The organism is Gemmatimonadaceae bacterium (assembly GCA_020851035.1).
GTDB lineage: Bacteria > Gemmatimonadota > Gemmatimonadetes > Gemmatimonadales > Gemmatimonadaceae > JACMLX01.
The window spans coordinates 118,192-136,671 of sequence record JADZDM010000025.1 but is presented as its reverse complement, the minus strand read 5'-3'; the positions used below and the strand labels follow the sequence as shown (position 1 = coordinate 136,671).

Genomic DNA, 18,480 nt, shown 5'->3' with positions numbered 1-18,480 from the left:
GGACAGCACGGTCCGTGCCTCCCCTCGCCGATCATGCGATTGCTCTAATCCCGGAACTGGCCTGGGTGCCCGGTCCGGTGCGTCGGTAGCGGAGGGCTTCGGCGACGGCGCCGGTGGTGACGGGCGCGGCGCCGGCGAGGTCGGCGATCGTCCGTGCCACCCGGAGGGTCCGGTGCCAGGCGCGGGCGGAGAGGCCGAGTCGGTCGCTGGCGTCGCGGAGGAGTGCGAGGGCGTCCGGGTCGAAGAGTCCCGTGGTGGTCAGGCGGCGCGGGGCGATGGTCGCGTTCAGCGCCTGTCCGCGGTCGAGCTGGCGGGCGCGCGCCGCGATGACCGTTTCGCGGAGCATGTCCGACTCCGGCGGGCGCAGGGTGGTGTCGAGTTCCGCGAGCGGGACGGTGCCGACGGGGACGTGGAGGTCGATGCGGTCGGCGAGCGGGCCGGAAACGCGTCGGCGGTAGCGGGCGAGGGCGCGCTCGTCGCACTGGCAGGCGATGGTGGCGTGACCGGCGAAGCCGCACGGGCATGGGTTCATGGCCACGACGAGCAGGATGTCCGACGGGAAGCACACGCTGCCGTTGACGCGAGCGATGGTGACGCGCCGGTCTTCCAGAGGTTGGCGGAGCGCCTCGAGCGCGGCGGGTTGGAGCTCGGGCAATTCGTCCAGGAAGAGCACACCGCCATGCGCGAGGCTCACCTCGCCGGGGCGCGGGCCGCTGCCACCGCCGATGAGGCCTGCGGTGCTGACGGTGTGATGCGGTGCGCGAAACGGGGCGAGGCGACCGTGGAGCTGCGCCGCGCTGAGCGTGCCGGCGACGGAATGCACCGCGACGACGTCGAGGAGCTGGCTGTCGGTGAGCGGCGGCATGATCCCCGGCAGTCGTCGCGCGAGCATCGTCTTGCCGGTGCCTGGCGGTCCGGTCATCGCGACGTTGTGGCCCCCGGCGGCGGCGATGAGCAGCGCGCGCTTGGCGGTGGGCTGGCCCACGACGTCGGCGAAGTCGGGGATGTCGGTGTCGAGTCGCGTCGTGACCGGCGGCACGCCGGCCGGCGGGAGGGGCCCACGGGCGAGCGCGGCGACGAGTTCCTTCAGCGAGCTGGCGGTGGCGAGTGGCACGCCGGGGACGAGGGCGGCCTCGGTGACGTTGGCGGGTGGCAGGAGGAGGGTGGCTCTGCCCCGTTCGGCGGCGAGCATGCGGGCCACCGAGAGCGAGCCGCGGACGGCGCGGAGCGAGCCGTCGAGTCCGAGTTCACCGATGGCGACGAGGTTGTCGAGGGCTGTGGCGCGCAGTTGTCCGGTCGCCACCAGGAAGCCGAGTGCGATCGGCAGGTCGTAGGCGTTGCCGATCTTGCGGATGTCGGCGGGCGCGAGGGCGGCGAGGACGCGGAGCGAGGGGATGCGGAAGCCACATTCCCGGAGTGCGGCGACGACGCGTTCCTTGGATTCCTTGACGACGCTGTCGGCGAGGCCGACGATCGTCCAGAGCGGGAGGCCCTGGGAGACGTTGACCTCGACGGTGACGCTGGTGGCGTCGATGCCGAGTACGGCGGCGGAGCGGAGTGAGGCGAGCATGGGGGCACGGTGCCGGGTCGCTTGGCGCTGCGCGAGCCGGAATCGTGCGGGCGTGACCGGATCAGTGCGCGGGCGGCCGGTCGCGGACAGGCGGCTGTGTCACGGCGCGCAGGGGAAGCCGACGAGGGCGTCGGGCCCCGAGCCGGTGGCGTACACCAGTGCGCCGGGCGCGAACGTCTCGACCCAGGTGGCGGTGGCGGGGGGCTCGACGGGTGCGCCGGTCGTGGCATCGACGATCTGGCCGGCCGTCTCGGTGCCGGTGCGGGTGTCGGTGTGGATGAAGCGCCCGCCCGTCCGCAGCAGCACCATGCCGGCGTCGCCGCACGGCCGCACCGACACGGCATCCAGCCCAACGGCGGGGCGCAACACCTGCCGCACCACCCGGCCGGTCGTCGCTTGGCGGATCGTCTCGCGCGAGTAGCCGCCGGACATGGACGTCATGTAGCGGAAGACGAGGTGCACGAGCGGATCGGCACCGCCGGTCAGCAGCACCACCGGCTGCTCCATCAGGACGCCGTTGCTCACGCTGAGGCGGACGGCGCTCCAGAGGATCGCACCCGTCGCACCATCGAGCGCGGTGGTGCCGGTGAACGTCGTGACGACCACGACTCGGCCCGCCGAATCCACCGCGACGGCGGGTTGCATCGCGAAGGTCGGGAACCCGCCGGCCGTCGGGTCGACGAACGCCGTCGATTGCACCACGCCGGCGTCGCTCACGCGCACCAGTTCGTAGCGGCCGCCCACCACGCCGCCGGACAGCCGGATGAAGTGGAACGCGGTGCCACCGTGGCCGGCGTAGTGAAGGCAGCGGGCCGACTCGATCAGGCCGCAGTCACCGAAGGGCACGCGCACTTTCCAGAGCAGGCTGCCGGTGTGCGCGTTGCGGGCGACCACCGTGTCGCTGCCGGTGCGACCGATGACCGTGGTGCCGACCGCACCGATCGTCCCGACGTAGCCGGATGCCGGCACGGGTGCCGTGTAGCGTGTGGCGCCCGTGAGGGCATCGACGATCACTTCCTGGCGCGCGTCGAACGCGCCCAGCGCGAACTGGAAGACGCCTGCAGCACCGGCGAACGATCCAGGCGAGACGTCCGTGCGGGTCCAGAGCACCGTCCCGGTGCGCGGGTCGATGGCGCTCACGGCGTTCGTGCCAGTGGTGAGGAACGCGCTGGTGGAGCGGATCGCTATCCGGTCGAGCGTGTACGGGAAGGTCACGCTGCTGCGCGCCCACGCGCGCACCGTGATGGTGTCGCGCGCCGGCGGTGGCGGTCGGACGAGTGCCGTGGAGTCGCCGGTCCGCGGCGCCGTGCCGCCCTCGCTGCCGCACGCCGTGAGCGTCACGGCAACCGCCGTCAGCACGACCCGCACGACGCCGGACTTCCCCACCATGCAGACGCTCCGGCACGGTGCCCCCCGGTGCACCGACGTTCGCAGCGACGCGGAGTTAGGCACTTTCCGTGAAGATCACGCCGCCACGGCGATCCGCAAGGTCGGGCGCACTCAGGCCTTGTTCAGGAGGTTGAAGCGGTCGGTGAGCCCGTACTCCTTGTCGTAGATCGTCAGCACCTCGAAGAACCAGGTGATGGCGAGCGGGCCGAGAAGCACGCCGATCAGGCCGACGTACTCGATGCCCGCGAAGGCACCCAGCAGCGTGGTGAGCGGATGCAGGTTGCCCACGCGCTTCGCCACCAGGGGGCGCATGAGGTTGTCGATGTTGGACACGACCACGCCGCAGAACACAGAGAGCCCGATGGCCTGGCCCACGTTGCCGAGGGCGAAGAGGGCGATGGCGGCCGGCACCCAGACCAGCGCGGAACCGACCAGCGGCAGCACCGACGCGATCGCCGTCACGGTGCCCCAGACGATGGGATTGGGGAGGCCGAACACCGCGAACGCACCGCCCACCAGCACGCCCTGGACCACCGCCACGACCACCACGCCGAGCACGGTGGCGAGGGTGACCTCGTAGAACTTGCCGCGCAGGTCCTCGCTGTCGGCATCGTTGAAGGGCATGAACCGCTTCACCTTCGGCCAGACATCGTCGGCGGCGAGCAGCAGGTAGTACAGGCCGAGCAGCGCGATGACGAGGTTGAGCGTGCCACGCGCCGCGCCGCCAAGCGCACCGAGGATCTGCCGCGAGATCCACGAGCCGATGGTGCCGCTCGCCTTCGCGAGCTGCTCGCCGAGGTTGACCGGGCCGATGCGGATGCCCTGCACCTTCGCGACCAGCGGGCCGGTGTCCAGGCTGCCCAGCGCCTTCGGGATCTCGTCGATCAGCACCGTGACCAGCGCGCCGCCCGGGATCAGGATGATCAGGAGGATCACGATCAGCATCAGGGTCGCGGCCAGCGAGCGCGGCACGCGGCGCGCCACCAGCCAGCGGAAGCTGTGCACCGTGACGACATAGAAGACGGCGGCGCCGAGGATGCCCGGAGCGAACGGGACCAGCGCCCAGATGATGCCGAAGCCGAGGACGAGGAGGAGGCCGGCGGCACGGAACTTCCCCGTCGGGCGCGCCGGGATGAGGTCCGCACCGTCTGCCGAGAGGATCGTGGCGGGGACCACCGCCTGCGTGTCTGGAATGATCATGCAGAAGAAGTACTGCATCGCCCACGTCCGACAAGCGGCAGGCACGACATGCGCAGGCCCACCGGCTATCCTCCCGCAGCCTGGCGCAACGTCCCCTGCCCTCGAACATCAGCCCTGGTCGCACCCATCGGATGAGCCTGCACAGCGTGAACCCGCACGGCGGCGAGCTGGTCGCCACCTACGACGCACACGACACGACGGCCATCGGCCGCCGCCTCGATGCTGCCGTCGCCGCGCAGCGGGACTGGCGCCGGCGACCACTGGATGCGCGCGCCGCGGCGCTGCGTGGCATCGCCGCCGCGATCCGTCGCCACGCCGGCACCCTCGCCACGACCGCGACGCTCGAGATGGGCAAGCCGATCACGCAGGCGCGCGCCGAGGTGGAGAAGTGCGCGACCTGCTGCGAGTGGTACGCCACGCACATCGCGCTCCTCGCGGCGCAACCCGGCGCGACCCCGGGGGACGAGATCCGGCTGGAACCGCTCGGCGTCCTGTTCGCGATCATGCCGTGGAACTTTCCGTACTGGCAGGTGGTGCGTGTGCTCGCCCCGGCGCTGCTCCTGGGTAACACGGTGGTGCTGAAGCATGCGGAGAACGTGTCAGGGTGTGCACTGGCGCTGGCGGCAGCGGTGCACGACGCCGGCGTGCCGGACGGGCTGTTCACGGTGCTCCTCGTGACGCGCGACGCCGTCCCCGCGATCATCGCGGACGCACGCATCGCCGCCGTCACGCTGACCGGCAGTGAGCGCGCGGGCGCCTCCGTGGCCCGTGCCGCCGGTGAGGCGCTGAAGCCGGTGGTGCTGGAACTGGGCGGCAGCGATCCGTTCATCGTGTGGCACGACGTGGACATCACCGCCGTGGCGCAGGCCGCCGCGCAGGCCCGTTGCGTGAACGGGGGCCAGTCGTGCATCGCGGCCAAGCGCTTCCTCGTGCACGATCGCATCCATGACGGCTTCCTGCGCGAGTTCACGGCGGCGATGCAGCGGGTGAAGGTGAGCGACCCACGCGCCTTCGACACCGACGTGGGCCCGCTGGTGTCGGTGGCCGCCCGTGACGCGCTGCACGCGCAAGTGCGCGCGACCATTCACGCAGGGGCCACCGTGCACCTGGGCTGCACCAATCCCGGCAGCCCGACGGCGTGGTATCCGCCGTCGATCGTGACCGGCATCCCCGATGGCACGCCGATGGCGATCGATGAGCTCTTCGGTCCGGTCGCGGGGGTCTGGCGCGTGCACGACGTCGACGACGCCGTGACGCGGGCCAACGGCACCCGCTACGGCCTCGGCGCGAGTGTGTGGACCGGCGACGCGACGATCGCGGCGGAACTCGCACAGCGGCTCGACACGGGCAGCGTGATGATCAACCAGCCGGTCGTGTCGGACCCGGCGCTGCCTTTCGGCGGCGTGAAGGCCAGCGGTCACGGACGTGAACTGGGGCTGGCCGGCCTCACGGCATTCGCGAACGTGAAGACCATCCGCGGACTGCCGCCGCGCTGAGCCCGGCCTGCGTCAGCTGCCGCCGAGCCACCGCCACCACCACTGGCCACGCTCGGTGTCGTCCTGCAGTTCATCCAGCGCGGCGTGCCACGCCCGCCGCATCTCGGCCGCGTCAGCGAAGCGTGTCTCGGCCAGCGGCGCGAGGGCGCGCTCGAGGAACGGCACCAGCGGCGACGGCACGCCCACGAGGTCGGGCGAGCCGTTGAGCTGGCGGGCCACGATCACGCGGGCATCGCCACTGCCGAACGGCGTGCGCCCCGTGAGGGTGTACGCCACGATCGCGCCGAGCGCGAAGAGGTCCACGCTCGCACCCTGTGGCTCGCCCATGATCTGTTCCGGGGCCGCGAACTCCGGCGTCCCCGTGCCCTCGTGCTTCTCGGTGATGCCGGGGCCGTGCGCGATGCCGAAGTCGGTGAGGCGCCACCGCTCGTTCCGGTCGATCAGCACGTTCTCCGGCTTCAGGTCGCGGTGCACGATGCCCACCCCGTGTGCCGCCTCGAGGGCATCGAGGATGCCGTCCACCTGCGTGGCGATGTCCACCGCCGGCTGTGCCCCGCCGCGGCCGACGAGGCTCGCCACCGAGCCCCCCTCCGCGAGTTCCATCGTGTACCACGAGATCCCGTCGCGCGATTCCCAGTCGTAGATGGGCACGATGGCCGGATGTGCGAGCTGCGCGGCGAGCTTCGCCTCGCGCCGGAAGCGCGCCACCGCCGCATCGTCGTCGGCGACGTTGGGATGCAGCACCTTCATCGCGACCTCGCGCTCCAGCGACAGGTCACGCACGCGCCACACGCTGCCGAAGGTGCCGGCGCCGAGGCGCGCGAGCACCTCGTAGTCGTCTCCGGTGGCCCAGCGCAGGCGCACCTCCTCCTGGTCGGCCGCGCGACGCGCGGTCGGCGCGACCCGCTCGATGCCGATCACACTCGTGCGCACGCTGGCCACGCGCTCCATCGCGCGCAGCATGGTCGCCACCGTGGTGTGGCGCTCCGCCGGATCGAGCGACAGCGCCCTGTCGATGATCGTGGCCACCTTCGCGGGGCAGTCCGGGCGCACCAGCGCGAGCGGCGGCGGTGTCTCGTCGCGCGGCGGCCGCTCGCCGGTCATGACCGCGAAGGCGAGGGCGGCCAGCTGCCACTGGTCGCTGAGCATGGTGGGAGCCCAGCCCGAGGCCCACTCGGGCGCGTACGGCACGAACGACTCCGGCGGCGCGACGGCCACCGGTCGCACCGACTCCGGCAGTGCCCACTCCCAGCCCAGCTGCCAGAGGCGGCCGGTGGGCGTCAGCCAGCAACTGCCGGTGCCGATGGCCCCATGCGGCAGGTTCTGGTCGTGCAGGTACACCAGCAGCGTGCCCACGGTGCGCAGCAGGTTCAGCATGCCCGGCGCGTCGTCGGGCCCGATGCGCCGCGTGCGCGCCTCGATGCTCTCGCCGGCGATCCAGCGCCGGAGGTACCCCGGACCACGGGCCACCTCCGGCGAATCGGTCCAGTAGTGGTACGTGGTGGGGATCGCCGGATGGCTCTGGTGCGCCAGCTGGCGCGCCTCGGCCGCCAGCCACGGGCGATGCGCCTTGTCGGGGACGGTGACCAGCGAGAGGGAGCGCCCCAGCGCGTCGATCACTTCCTGGTAGTGCCGGACTGCACTCCGCACGCTCCCGCGCCCCCAGCGCCAGCCGGGCGGCAGCACCCAGGGCTGCAGGTGCGGCGGCAGCGTCGGCAGCACCACCCGGGGCACGCCCCCGGCCGGCGTCAGCATCGTGGGGCGATCAGGAGCAGTCATGCCATCAATTTAATGGTGCCGGGGCGCGACCGTCGGTCGCCCGCAGGACCATGGCCACGACCGTGCCCGACGGCCCGCTGCGTTCGATGGCGAGAGAGCCGCCCCACCCATCCACCAGGCGCCGGCTGATCGCCAGTCCGAGCCCGCTGCCGCTGGTGCGGGTGGAGAAGTGCGGCTCGAACACCTTGAAGAGCGCATCGGGGGCGATACCCGCGCCATCGTCGCGCACCTCGAGGCGCACCGTGGTCAGGTCGGGCACCACGTGCACGCTCACCGTGGACGCCCCCGCCTGCCGCGCGTTCTCCAGCAGGTTGAGCAGCACGTCGCGCAGCTCCGGACCGCGGGCCATCGCGAGCACCGCGCCGCTCGCCGGCGCCACCAGGTCCCAGCGCACCGCGCCCTCGGCCATCCGCTCGAGGGCCAGCACCTCCTGCACCACGGCCACCACGTCGGTCGCCTCCGCCATCGGCGCCGACTCGGGCGAGGTGCCGTAGCGGCTGAACGAGCGGGCGATTTCGTCGAGCCGGTCGATCTGCGTGAGGATCGTGCCGACGTTGCGATCGAGGATCGCATCGAAATCCGCGCGACCGTCGTCACGGGCGCGCCGCAGGTGCTGCACGCCAAGCCGGATCGGGGTCAGCGGGTTCTTGATCTCGTGCGCCACCTGCCGCGCCATCTCACCCCAGGCCAGCACGCGCTGTGCGTGCGCGAGTTGCGTCACGTCGTCCAGCGTCACCACCACGCCACCCAGGTCGAGTCGCGTGAAGCGTCCCTGCACCGTCGCCTCCCCCCACGCCTCCTCGAACGCGTCGTCGCGCTTGGCGCTGGCAGCGAACGCAGCGGCGCGCTGCGCCAGCGATGGGGCGACGGCGGCAAGTGACGTGCCCGGCGCGACACTGCCGCCAAGCAACGCCTCGGCGCGCGGATTCGCCAGCACCACGCGCGTCTCACCGTCCACCGCGATCACGCCGGACGCCACCGTGCGCAGCACCGCGTCGGTGCGGCGACGCGCGGCGTCGAGTGCGCGCTCGCTGGCCCGCAGGTCGTCGGCCATCGTGCGGAACGCATCGAACACCGGCACGAACTCCACCGGCGGTGCGGCGTCGAGGTGCGGCGCGCGTTCACCGGCGGCCACCGCCACCGCCGCATCGCGCAGCGCGCCGATCGGTCGCGCGAACTGCCGCGCGGCCAGCCCGGAGAGCCAGAGTGCGGCCAGCACGCCGCTCAACGCGCCGAAGAGCAGCAGCATCACCAGGTCCTCGCGCCGCTGATCGAAGGTCTCCTCCTCCAGCACCGCCGGCGCCGCCACCACAATGCGCTCACCGCGCGACCCGCGTGTGCTCAGGTAACTGAGGAGCACGTTCGTCCCCGCCACCGGCACCGTGCTGGTGGCCGTGAGGGAGCCGCCGGGGGCCAGCGCGAGCGCCACGTCGGGTGGGAGGAAGAGCCCCACCGGCGCCAGCGCGCCGAACAGCTCATCACTCACGTCCACCAGGCGGCCGACGCTGTAGCCGAGCAGCGGCACGCCGATGCGGCGGCTCGCCTGTTCCAGCTCGGGGCGCTCGCCGGACCGGTCCACGGCACGCAGGAACTCGCGCACCAGCAGTTCGCGCTTCTCCGCGTCGTCGATGCGCAGGCGCTGGAAGCTCCAGACGGTGAGCACACTGAGTGGCACGACGAAGAAGAGCAGCAGTACGACGGTCAGGCGGAGCCGGTAGCTGCCGCGGATCGAGCGGCGGCGCTGGCGCCACCAGCGCCAGGCGCCCGCACGCGTGAGGCCGGCGGCGGCAGCGAGGGCGAAGAGCAGCGCCAGGTCGGCCGCCACCAGCAGCGAGCCGCGCTGGATCAGCGACCAGCCACCAGGGATCGCAATCCGCGCATGCGCCTGCAGCGGGCCGAGCACCGTCGGCACGATCCGCGAGCCGTCGAAGACGCGCCGCTCGCGCGCCCAGCGCATGCCGTCGTCCACCTTGCGGCCCGACTGCACCTCACCGAGCTCGAAGCGGTACGGCGGCGCGCCGGAGGTGGGCGACGAGTAGCCGAGCAGCGCGGCCACCGCCGGCATGGCCGACGCGCGCGCACGGGGCTCGACGATGACCGTCGTCACCGTGCTGTCGGCGAACGGCACGGCGAGCACCTGATACACCCCGGGGTAGCCGGTGACGTCGCTGCTGACCGGCTGACCCGAGCGCACGGCGTCCACGACCACCTCGCGGACGTCGAGTTGCTCCGTCTGCCCGAACACGTCGAGCGAGGCGAGGAGCGTGCCGTCCAGCTTCCAGGTGGCGGCGGTGAGCGGATAGCGCGCCACGAGATCGCTGGCGGAGACGCGGTCGAGCAGGTCGGCGCGCGAATGCGGCGACGGCTGCTCGGCGAGCTGCGTCGCGAACCGGCTGAGGAGCTGCGTTGCCTCGGGGTCCGTCGAGGTGAGCCGCGCCGTCTCGAAGGTGGCCAGTTCGACGGTGCGCCGCATCACCCCGCCCCAGGTGAGCAGTGTCGCGCCCAGCGCGGCGACGGTGCCCACCTGCAGCAGGACAGCCCGCGTGGGTCGGGACAGTGCGGTGCACGCGATGACCGCGATCCAGAGCAGCGCGTAGGCGTTGTTCCACGCCCCGTCCGGCATCCAGAGTCGCGGACCGAGTGACGCGGCGACGACCGCCAGCGCAGGCCCGACGATGGGATCCACGCCGCGGCCATCGCGCAGCAATGCGCGGCCCGCGGCGGCGCCGGCAAGGAGCACCACCACGGCGAACAGGAAGATGCCCAGCTGCCAGGCCAGCCAGAGGGCGGTGGGTGTGCCCGTCGCCGGAATCGCGATGCCTCCGCCCAGGAGGCGAAGCAGGAACGGGCCAAGGCCGACGAGCACCAGCAGCACCACGCCGGGGACCAGGCGGGACCGGTAGACGTTGCGCGCGCGGCGGAGCGCGAGGCCGGCGAGCGTGAGCAACGCGCCGGAGAGGATCAGCGCCGCCAGTCCCGCGATCGACACGTTCCCGAACCGCACGAAGTACAGCGCCGGGTCGAACACCCACGACACGTTGCTCAGCGCGCCAAGCGGCACGAGGCCGACGACGATCGCACCGGCCGCCAGCGCACCGAGCTGCTCGGCGAGTGACGGCCGGCGACGCCACGCCACCAGGATGAGGGCCAGTGCCCACGTGGCCAGCACGGCGCCGCCCAGCCCGCGCGCCGTCTCGAGCTGCCGCGTGACGGCATTGCCGCGCGTGGGTGCCGTGGCGCGGTACCGGAGCAACGGTTCGCCATCCACCAGCCACGGGCGGAATCCCGTCTCGTCCGCAGGGCCCGGCGGGGCGAACTCGATCGCGCCAACCGAGGCCCGCTGCGCCAGGTCGGCCCCCAGCCCGTTCACCAGGTGGCGCGCCGGCGGATCGGCGTCGAGCACCATCGTCGACACCGCCACGGCGTCACCCTGCCGCTCGGCCGCATACAGCACGAGGTAGAACCGCAGCCGCTCGACGCCGATGTCGCCTCGCAGCACCTCGGGCACCGCGCGCGGCTCACCGCCCCACGCCACCGGGAGCCCGTTGCGGTAGAGCACCACGCTGGTGCGCGCGTCGATGCCATCGAGGCTGCCGAGAAACCGGAATCCCGCCGCTGTCGCGACCGGTGCCGCCAGCGCCTTGCGTGCGAGCTGCCGCACGCGCTCGGCGGCGATCGGCAGCGCGCGCGCCGCACTCGCGTCGCCACGGCGGATCGCGGCGGCGGCCCACGCATCGAATCGCGTCTCGATCCGGCTCAGCTCGAACTGCTGCCAGGCCGCCGTGCCGAGGAAGAGCAGGCCGAGCGAGACCACCATGCGCGGCGAGCGGCGGCGCTGCGCGAGGCGTCCAAGTGCGGCGGTGAAGAGCACCGCACCGGCCACGGCACCCAGCCAGGCCACCGACGGGGAGCGCAGCCAGAAGGCGGCGCACACCACCCCCGCTGCGGCCGGAAACAGCCACCGTCGGCGCGGCGTGAGCAGGGGTTCCGGCGTCGGGGTCGGGGTCAGGAGCGTGGGAGCATGAGCGTGATCTGCGGTCGTCCGGTCGCGCGCGGCAGGCGGAACAGGTCAGTTTACAGTGTGACGCGTTTCATCCATACACCTCGCTGGTCCTCCCGGGCACGTCGTCGTTCGGTCCTGGCCATCTGCCTCGGCACGCTCGGCCCGCTCGCCGCCACACCGGCGGGCGCTCAGGCCCCCGCCTCCCCACTGCTGGACGCCCTCTCCATCTCGGTGCAGTTCGATTCCGTGACCGTGGCACGCGGCACGATGCGCTTCCGGCAGGTCCGGTCCGGCACCGATCTCGCCCTCGTGACCACCGGCATCGTGGTGCGCCGCGGGCTGCGGGTGACGGCGGAGCTGCTCACCGACTCGACGCTCGGCCTGCGGCGGTACGTCGCCGAATCCCGCGACAGCGCCGGCCGGCTCATCGATCGCATCCAGGTGACGAGCGCCGGGGGACGTGTGACGCTGGAGCGGGTGACGCCCACGCGACGGAGCGTCCGGGAGTATGCGGCACAGCGGGACCTGGTGCTGCTGGACACCGCAGCCATGGTGCCGTTCGTCACCCTGGCCAGCCACGCCGCCCGGAGCACCCCGCTGTTCTTCCTGGACGTGCGGCGCGGAACGCTCTCGAGTGGAACGCTGGACTACGCGCCGACGGCCGAGATCTCAATGGCCGAGGTCGCTGTGACCGGCGTACCCGTGACTGTGACCGGCCTCTCGACACCGCTGCGCTGGTGGCGGGACGCACGGGGCCGCCTCCTCCGGGTGGCCTGGGGCGGGCGCAGCCGGCTGCTGCGGGACGATCCCCCCACCTGACGGTACAACTCACACGGGGTCAACGACATGCCCCGTGAAACTGTATTGCGACCGGGCCCGTACGTTGGCTCAGTCTGATCCCAAAATCCCTGATCACGCCGATGACTGTCCCTACCCGCAGCCTCGCCCTTGCCTTGCTCCTTCCCCTCGCCGCCGGCGCGCAACAGGCGCCGGTGGTGCCGGCGGCCCTGACGGTCGAACAGGCGGTGGACCTGGCGCTCGCGAACAACCCGCAGCTCCGGCAGTCGGCCAACGCCCGGCGCACGGCCTCAGCCGCCACCCGCAGCGCCTATGGCCAGTTGCTGCCCAATCTCGCCTCGTCGGCCGGGCTGTCGTGGCGTGAGGGTCGGCAGCAGGTGTTCAACGGCATCGGCTTCGGTGCCAACGCAAACACGATGGGGTCCAGCGCCAGCCTGAACGCCTCGGTCTCGTACGGCCTCGACGCGCTGCTGCAGCCGCGGGCGGCCAGGCTCAACGAGGCGGCGACCGAGTCCGAGGTGGATGCCGCAGGACAGCAGCTCCGCACGACGGTCACCACGCAGTACCTGATCGCGCTGCAGGCGCAGGCGCGCGCGGTGCTGCAGGACACGCTGCTGGAGAGTGCCCGGCTCTCGGTGGAACTGGCCAAGGCGCGCGCCGCGGCCGGCAGCGCGACGGTCCTCGACGTGCAACGCGCCGAGGTGGCGCTCGGACAGCAGCGCGTGCAGGTGGTGCAGGCCCGGAACGCGGTGGCGATCGAGAAGCTGCGGCTCTTCGAGAACCTCGGGGTGGCGGCACCGGCGCAGGACGTGGCACTCACCACCGGCTACGCCGTCACGCCCGTCACGACCAGCGTGACGGAGCTGGTCGACCTCGCGCGGCGTGCCAACCCGAACGTCCTCGCGCGCCGGCAGCGCGAGGACGTCGCGGCGGTGAACCAGCGGATTGCGCGGGCCGCGTACTTCCCCAGCTTCTCGCTCTCGACCGGCTATGGCGGGTTCACGAACTCGTACACCAACGACAACTTCCCCGTCACGCAGGCGCTCTCCAGCAAGCAGAGCAGCTGCTACCAGCGCGGCTCGGTGCTGACGATCGTCGGGCAGGCCTTTGACCCCGCCACCTGCGCCGGCATCACGCTCACGCCGGCCGAGATCGCGGCGGCGAAGTCCACCAACAGCGCCTTCCCGTTCACGCTCACGCGCAACCCGTACAGCGTGAATGCGCAGGTGTCGCTGCCGCTGTTCAACGGCTGGCAGCGCGAGCAGCGGGTGGCGGAAGCCGCCGTGGCCCGCGACAACGCGCGCCAGGCGGTGCGCCAGCAGGAGCTGGCCGCCCAGCAGGCGGTGCGCACGGCGTACCTGAACCTCGATGCCTCGCAGCAGACCGTGACGATCCAGGAGGAGAACGGGCGGCTCGCCCGGCAGGCGCTGCTGCTCGCCGAGACGCGCTACCGCGTCGGGCAGGCCACCTTCCTCGATGTCGCCGATGCGCGCGCGGTGTTCGCGCGGGCCGAGAATGACCGCATCACCGCCGTGTACGACTTTCACCGGGCGTTTGCCGCGCTCGAGCAAGCTGTCGGCCGCCGCCTGCGCTGACCCACCCACGAGAATCACATGACCAAAGGCTTGAAGATCGGGATCGCCGTTGCTGTTGTCGCAGGACTGGGCGCGCTGGGCTACGTCGCCTCGCAGAAGAACAAGAACAAGGCCGCCACGGTGAAGATCGAGGCGGTGGAGGCCCGTGACCTGGTGGCGAGCGTCACCGCCAGCGGGCAGGTGCGCCCGCGCGTGAAGGTGGACGTCTCCGCCGACATCACCGGCCGCATCATCCGCCTCGCCGTCAAGGAAGGTGACCAGGTGACGAAGGGCCAGTTCCTGCTGCAGATCGACCCGCAGCAGTACGAGGCCGCCCTGCAGCGCTCCCTCGCCGCGCTGGCGTCGGCGAAGGCGCAGTTCGCACAGGCCCGCGCCAACTTCCTGCAGGCCAAGCGCAACTTCGACCGGTCGAGCGAGATCAAGCAGGCCACGCCGACGCTGATCAGCGACGAGCAGCTGGAGACGCTGCGCACCGCGGTCGAGGTCAACACCGCGCTCTCCGATGCCGCGAAGTTCAGCGTCGAGCAGTCCGAAGCCGCCGTGCGTGACGCGCGCTTCGCCCTCAGCCGCACCACGATCCAGGCCCCGATGTCGGGGCGCATCACCCGGCTCAACGTCGAGAACGGCGAGACCGCCATCCAGGGCACGCTCAACAAGGACGCCGCCACCCTGCTGACGATCTCCGACCTCTCGATCCTCGAGACCAAGATCAAGGTCGACGAGACCGACGTCTCGCGGATCAAGCTCGGCGACTCGGCCGTCGTGCAGATCGACGCCTTCCCCGACACCACCTTCATCGGCCGCGTGGTGCGCATCGCGAACAGCTCGGTGAAGGCGACCACCGCCGCCACCACCACCGACCAGGCCGTGGACTACGAGGTGGTCGTGCAGCTCGTGAACGCGCCGAGCGAGACGCGCCCCGACTTCTCGGCCACGGCCAAGGTCATCACCGACGTGCGCCAGCGCGTGCTGTCGATCCCGATCATCGCGCTCACCGTGCGCGAGGACTCGGCGATCGCGAGCGGCGACACGGCACAGGCGCCGGGCGGCAAGAAGCCGGCGAAGCAGATCGGCAAGCGCGACGTGGAGGGCGTCTTCATCCTCAACGCCGGCAACACCGTGAGCTTCCGGCCGGTCAAGGTCGGCATCGCCGGCGACCGCTACTTCGAGGTGCTCGGCGGGCTGAAGGCCGGCGACCGCATCGTCTCCGGCACCTACCAGGCCATCCGCGAGCTGCGCGACGGGGCCACCGTGAAGGAGGAAGTGGCCGCCGACTCGGCCAAGGCACCGGGGAAGAAGGCATGAGCGGGCCCCTCGCGCCGGAGTCTCTGACGGTCACCGCCGAGCGCCGCGCCGTCTCGGCGGCGCAGGGCGCGGCGCCGGACAAGGACTGGGTCATCGTCACGCGCGGCATCACCCGCCAGTACGAGATGGGGGGCGAGATCGTGCGCGCCCTCCGCGGCGTGGACCTCGCCGTGCGGCGCAACGAGTACGTGGCCATCATGGGCCCGTCCGGCTCCGGCAAGTCGACGCTGATGAACCTCATCGGCTGCCTCGACACGCCCAGCAGCGGCGAGTACTGGCTCAACGGGCAGCAGGTCTCCAAGATGTCGGACGATGCGCTGGCCCACGTGCGCAACAAGGAGATCGGGTTCGTGTTCCAGACGTTCAACCTCCTGCCCCGCGCCAGTGCGCTGCAGAACGTCGAACTCCCGCTCGTCTACGCCGGCGTCTCGAGCAGCGAGCGGAAGAAGCGCGCGGCGCACGCACTCGCGCGCGTGCAGCTCGCCGAGCGCATGTCCCACAAGCCGAACGAGCTCTCCGGCGGCCAGCGCCAGCGCGTCGCGATCGCGCGCGCCCTCGTGAACGAGCCCTCGATCCTCCTCGCCGACGAGCCCACCGGCAACCTCGACTCGCAGACCTCCGAGGAGATCATGCGCGTGTTCGAGAGCCTCGCCGCGCAGGGCCAGACCGTGATCATGGTGACCCACGAGCCGGACATCGCCGCTCACGCCCGGCGCGTGGTGGTGCTGCGTGACGGCATCATCGCCAGCGACGACAGCGGCGACGTGTTCCGCAGCCGCCTGCACACCGGCGCGGGGCACTGAGATGCCGCTCTTCGAGGCCGTCCTCCTCGCCCTGCAGACCATCCGCACGCAGAAGCTGAAGAGCTTCTTCACCATGCTCGGCGTCTGCATCGGCGTCACCTTCCTCATCGCCGTCGTCAGCATCGTCGAGGGGATGAGCCGCTACATGCAGGACGACCTCGTTGGCAAGCTGCTGGCGGTGAACACGTTCGAGGTGCGCAGCCGGCCGAACGTGAACCTCGGCAACGTGACGGAGGAGGAGTGGCTGGAGTGGCAGCGCCGGCCACGGCTGATGGAGGCCGACGTACCGGCGATCACCGAGGGACTGCCGGACGGCATCGTCTGGGCCCCGATGAGCTCCGACGGTGGCGTCACGGCCACCACCCTCACCGGGCGGCCGAAGGGCGTGAACGCCGTCAACACCACGCGCAACTACTTCGAGATCAAGAAGATGGGCGTGACCAGCGGCCGCGTCTTCTCCCCGCAGGAAGATGCGATGGGGTCGCTGGTGGTGGTCATCGGCAAGGACGTGAAGGACCACTTCTTCCCGAACGTGGACCCGGTCGGCAAGGAGCTGCGCCTCGGCAACCTGCCGTACACCGTCATCGGCGTGGCCGAGTCGCAGGGCAGCGCCCTCGGCATCTCCTTCGACAAGTTCGTGGTCGCCCCGTACAACTCCCCGCTCCGCCGGCTCACCAACCGGCAGAAGGGCGTGATCGACGCGGTGATGATCAAGAGCCCGTCGGAAGCCGTGATGAACAGCACCATGGAGGACGTGCGCGAGGTCATGCGGTCGGTGCGGAAGCTGCGGCCGGGCCAGAAGGACAACTTCGTGCTCGAGACCTCCAGCTCCGCGCTGACCTTCTTCGCCAAGATCAAGCAGTACCTCGTGCTGGCCGGCGTCGTGCTGCCGGCGATCGGCCTGATCGTGGGCGCGATCGTGATCATGAACATCATGCTGGTGGCGGTGGCCGAGCGCACCCGCGAGATCGGCGTGCGCAAGTCGCTGGGGGCTCGGCGGCGTGACATCATGGCCCAGTTCCTGGTGGAATCCACCACCCTCTCGATCCTCGGCGCCGCCATCGGTGTGGGGCTGGGCGCCGTGCTCGCGAAGGTGATCTCGTCCGTCACGCCGCTGCCGGCCGCGATCGCGCTCTGGTCGGTGATCCTGGCCGTCGTCGTCGGCGCCGGGGTCGGCATCATGGCGGGCGTATACCCCGCCTCACGCGCCAGCCGGCTGGATCCGGTCGTCGCCCTTCGCTCGGAGTGACCGCATGTCGATGAAGACCACCATCAGCGGCACGATCGAGGGCGTGGGCATCGCCCTCGAGTCGATCCGGGCGAACAAGGTGCGCGCCGGCCTCACCATTCTCGGGGTGTCGGTGGGGGTGTTCGTGGTGGTCGCGATCGGCGCGATGATCACGGGCATCAACAGCGCCGTCACCCGCGACATCGCGGCCGCCGGCCCGAACACGTTCTACGTCACGCGCAACCCGATCAGCTTCGAGGCCTGCGACGGCAGCGAGGACACCTGCAAGTGGCGCCGCAACCCGCGGCTGACCGTGGCCGAGGCGGAGTCGTTCCGGGGCCTGCCGTCGATCCGCACCGTCATCACGCAGATCAACACCAGCGCCGCCGCCCGCTACCGCGCGCAGTTCCTCTCGTCGGTGCAGGTGCAGGCGTTCAGCACCGACTGGCTGATGGTCGACGGCGGCAACATCGTGGCCGGCCGCTCCTGGACCGACGCCGAGAACAGTGCCGGCGCCCGCGTGGCCGTGATCAACCGGACCATGCGCGAGAAGCTGTTCGGCGACAGCGACCCGATCGGCAAGCAAGTCACCATCGGCAACGTGCCGTTCGAGGTCATCGGCCTCTACGACAAGCCGCTCAACCCGCTCGGCAATGACAACGACGCGGTGGTCAGCATGCCGATGCAGGCGGCCATCACCGCGCTGAACGCCCAGCCCCGCTGGGTGAACATCGCCGTGCGGCCCCGCGACGGCGTGAGCCGCGACCAGGCCATCGACGAGGTCACCTCCTCGCTGCGCGCCCGCCGCCGGCTGCGCCCCGCGACCGAGAACAACTTCAACATCATCACGCAGGACAAGATCCTCGAGACCTACAACAAGATCGTCGGCACCTTCTTCATCGTGATGCTCTCGCTCTCCGCGGTGGGCCTGCTCGTGGGCGGCGTCGGCGTGGTGGCGATCATGATGATCAGCGTCACCGAGCGCACCCGCGAGATCGGGGTGCGAAAGGCCCTCGGTGCGACCGCCGGCATCATCCTGTGGCAGTTCCTGGTGGAGGCCGCCACGCTCACCGGCATCGGTGGTGCCATCGGCCTCGCCCTCGGCGCCCTGGTGGCGTTCGGCGTGCGGAGCGCCTTCCCGATCCCCGCCGAGATCCCGCTGCTGTCCGTGGTCGCGGCGATCGGGGGCAGCATCCTCACCGGCGTGCTCTTCGGCATCATCCCCGCCTTCCGCGCCGCGCGGCTGGACCCGGTGGTGGCGTTGCGGTACGAGTAGCGGCCGGCTCCCGGGGGACTGCCCCCGCTTCCAGCCGC

At 71.5% G+C, this 18,480-nt stretch carries 12 protein-coding genes; 7 read left to right on the top strand and 5 right to left on the bottom strand.

Annotated features, from left to right (window positions below; translation table 11 throughout):
• Window positions 1-31: 31 nt before the first annotated feature.
• From IT355_17955 to IT355_17945, 3 genes are all read right to left on the bottom strand, one after another.
• Window positions 32-1,570 carry a YifB family Mg chelatase-like AAA ATPase gene (locus IT355_17955; GenBank protein ID MCC7055163.1) on the bottom strand — a complete coding sequence of 513 codons (1,539 nt, stop codon included), beginning with the start codon at window positions 1,568-1,570 and terminating at the stop codon, window positions 32-34.
• 99 nt (window positions 1,571-1,669) lie between these two features.
• Window positions 1,670-2,959 (bottom strand): PQQ-binding-like beta-propeller repeat protein, encoded by a 1,290-nt coding sequence (locus IT355_17950; GenBank protein ID MCC7055162.1) that lies wholly within the window; start codon window positions 2,957-2,959, stop codon window positions 1,670-1,672.
• A gap of 111 nt (window positions 2,960-3,070) precedes the next feature.
• A complete protein-coding gene (locus IT355_17945; protein ID MCC7055161.1) occupies window positions 3,071-4,159 on the bottom strand; it encodes an AI-2E family transporter in 1,089 nt (362 codons plus the stop codon).
• Between the two features lie 131 nt (window positions 4,160-4,290).
• On the opposite strand from IT355_17945, the gene IT355_17940 reads away from it, so the two are divergent.
• On the top strand, window positions 4,291-5,655 hold the full coding sequence (locus tag IT355_17940; protein MCC7055160.1) for an aldehyde dehydrogenase family protein: 1,365 nt from the start codon (window positions 4,291-4,293) through the stop codon (window positions 5,653-5,655).
• A 12-nt stretch (window positions 5,656-5,667) separates the two neighbouring features.
• Here the strand turns inward: IT355_17940 and IT355_17935 are convergent, their stop codons facing one another.
• Window positions 5,668-7,434: a protein kinase gene (locus IT355_17935; protein ID MCC7055159.1), complete on the bottom strand. Its 1,767-nt coding sequence runs from the start codon at window positions 7,432-7,434 to the stop codon at window positions 5,668-5,670.
• A 4-nt stretch (window positions 7,435-7,438) separates the two neighbouring features.
• On the bottom strand, window positions 7,439-11,368 hold the full coding sequence (locus IT355_17930; GenBank protein MCC7055158.1) for an ATP-binding protein: 3,930 nt from the start codon (window positions 11,366-11,368) through the stop codon (window positions 7,439-7,441).
• Window positions 11,369-11,515: 147 nt separating this feature from the next.
• On the opposite strand from IT355_17930, the gene IT355_17925 reads away from it, so the two are divergent.
• The 6 genes from IT355_17925 to IT355_17900 all read left to right on the top strand — a co-directional run bounded on the left by IT355_17925 (window position 11,516) and on the right by IT355_17900 (window position 18,442).
• A complete protein-coding gene (locus IT355_17925) occupies window positions 11,516-12,256 on the top strand; it encodes a hypothetical protein (protein ID MCC7055157.1) in 741 nt (246 codons plus the stop codon).
• A gap of 101 nt (window positions 12,257-12,357) precedes the next feature.
• Complete coding sequence (locus IT355_17920; GenBank protein MCC7055156.1) at window positions 12,358-13,830, top strand: TolC family protein; 1,473 nt, start codon at window positions 12,358-12,360, stop codon at window positions 13,828-13,830.
• 18 nt (window positions 13,831-13,848) lie between these two features.
• Window positions 13,849-15,135 (top strand): efflux RND transporter periplasmic adaptor subunit, encoded by a 1,287-nt coding sequence (locus IT355_17915; protein ID MCC7055155.1) that lies wholly within the window; start codon window positions 13,849-13,851, stop codon window positions 15,133-15,135.
• Between the two features lie 125 nt (window positions 15,136-15,260).
• Window positions 15,261-15,938: an ABC transporter ATP-binding protein gene (locus IT355_17910; GenBank protein MCC7055154.1), complete on the top strand. Its 678-nt coding sequence runs from the start codon at window positions 15,261-15,263 to the stop codon at window positions 15,936-15,938.
• 1 nt (window position 15,939) lies between these two features.
• Window positions 15,940-17,187 carry an ABC transporter permease gene (locus tag IT355_17905; GenBank protein ID MCC7055153.1) on the top strand — a complete coding sequence of 416 codons (1,248 nt, stop codon included), beginning with the start codon at window positions 15,940-15,942 and terminating at the stop codon, window positions 17,185-17,187.
• 4 nt (window positions 17,188-17,191) lie between these two features.
• Window positions 17,192-18,442 carry an ABC transporter permease gene (locus IT355_17900; GenBank protein MCC7055152.1) on the top strand — a complete coding sequence of 417 codons (1,251 nt, stop codon included), beginning with the start codon at window positions 17,192-17,194 and terminating at the stop codon, window positions 18,440-18,442.
• Window positions 18,443-18,480 lie beyond the last annotated feature (38 nt).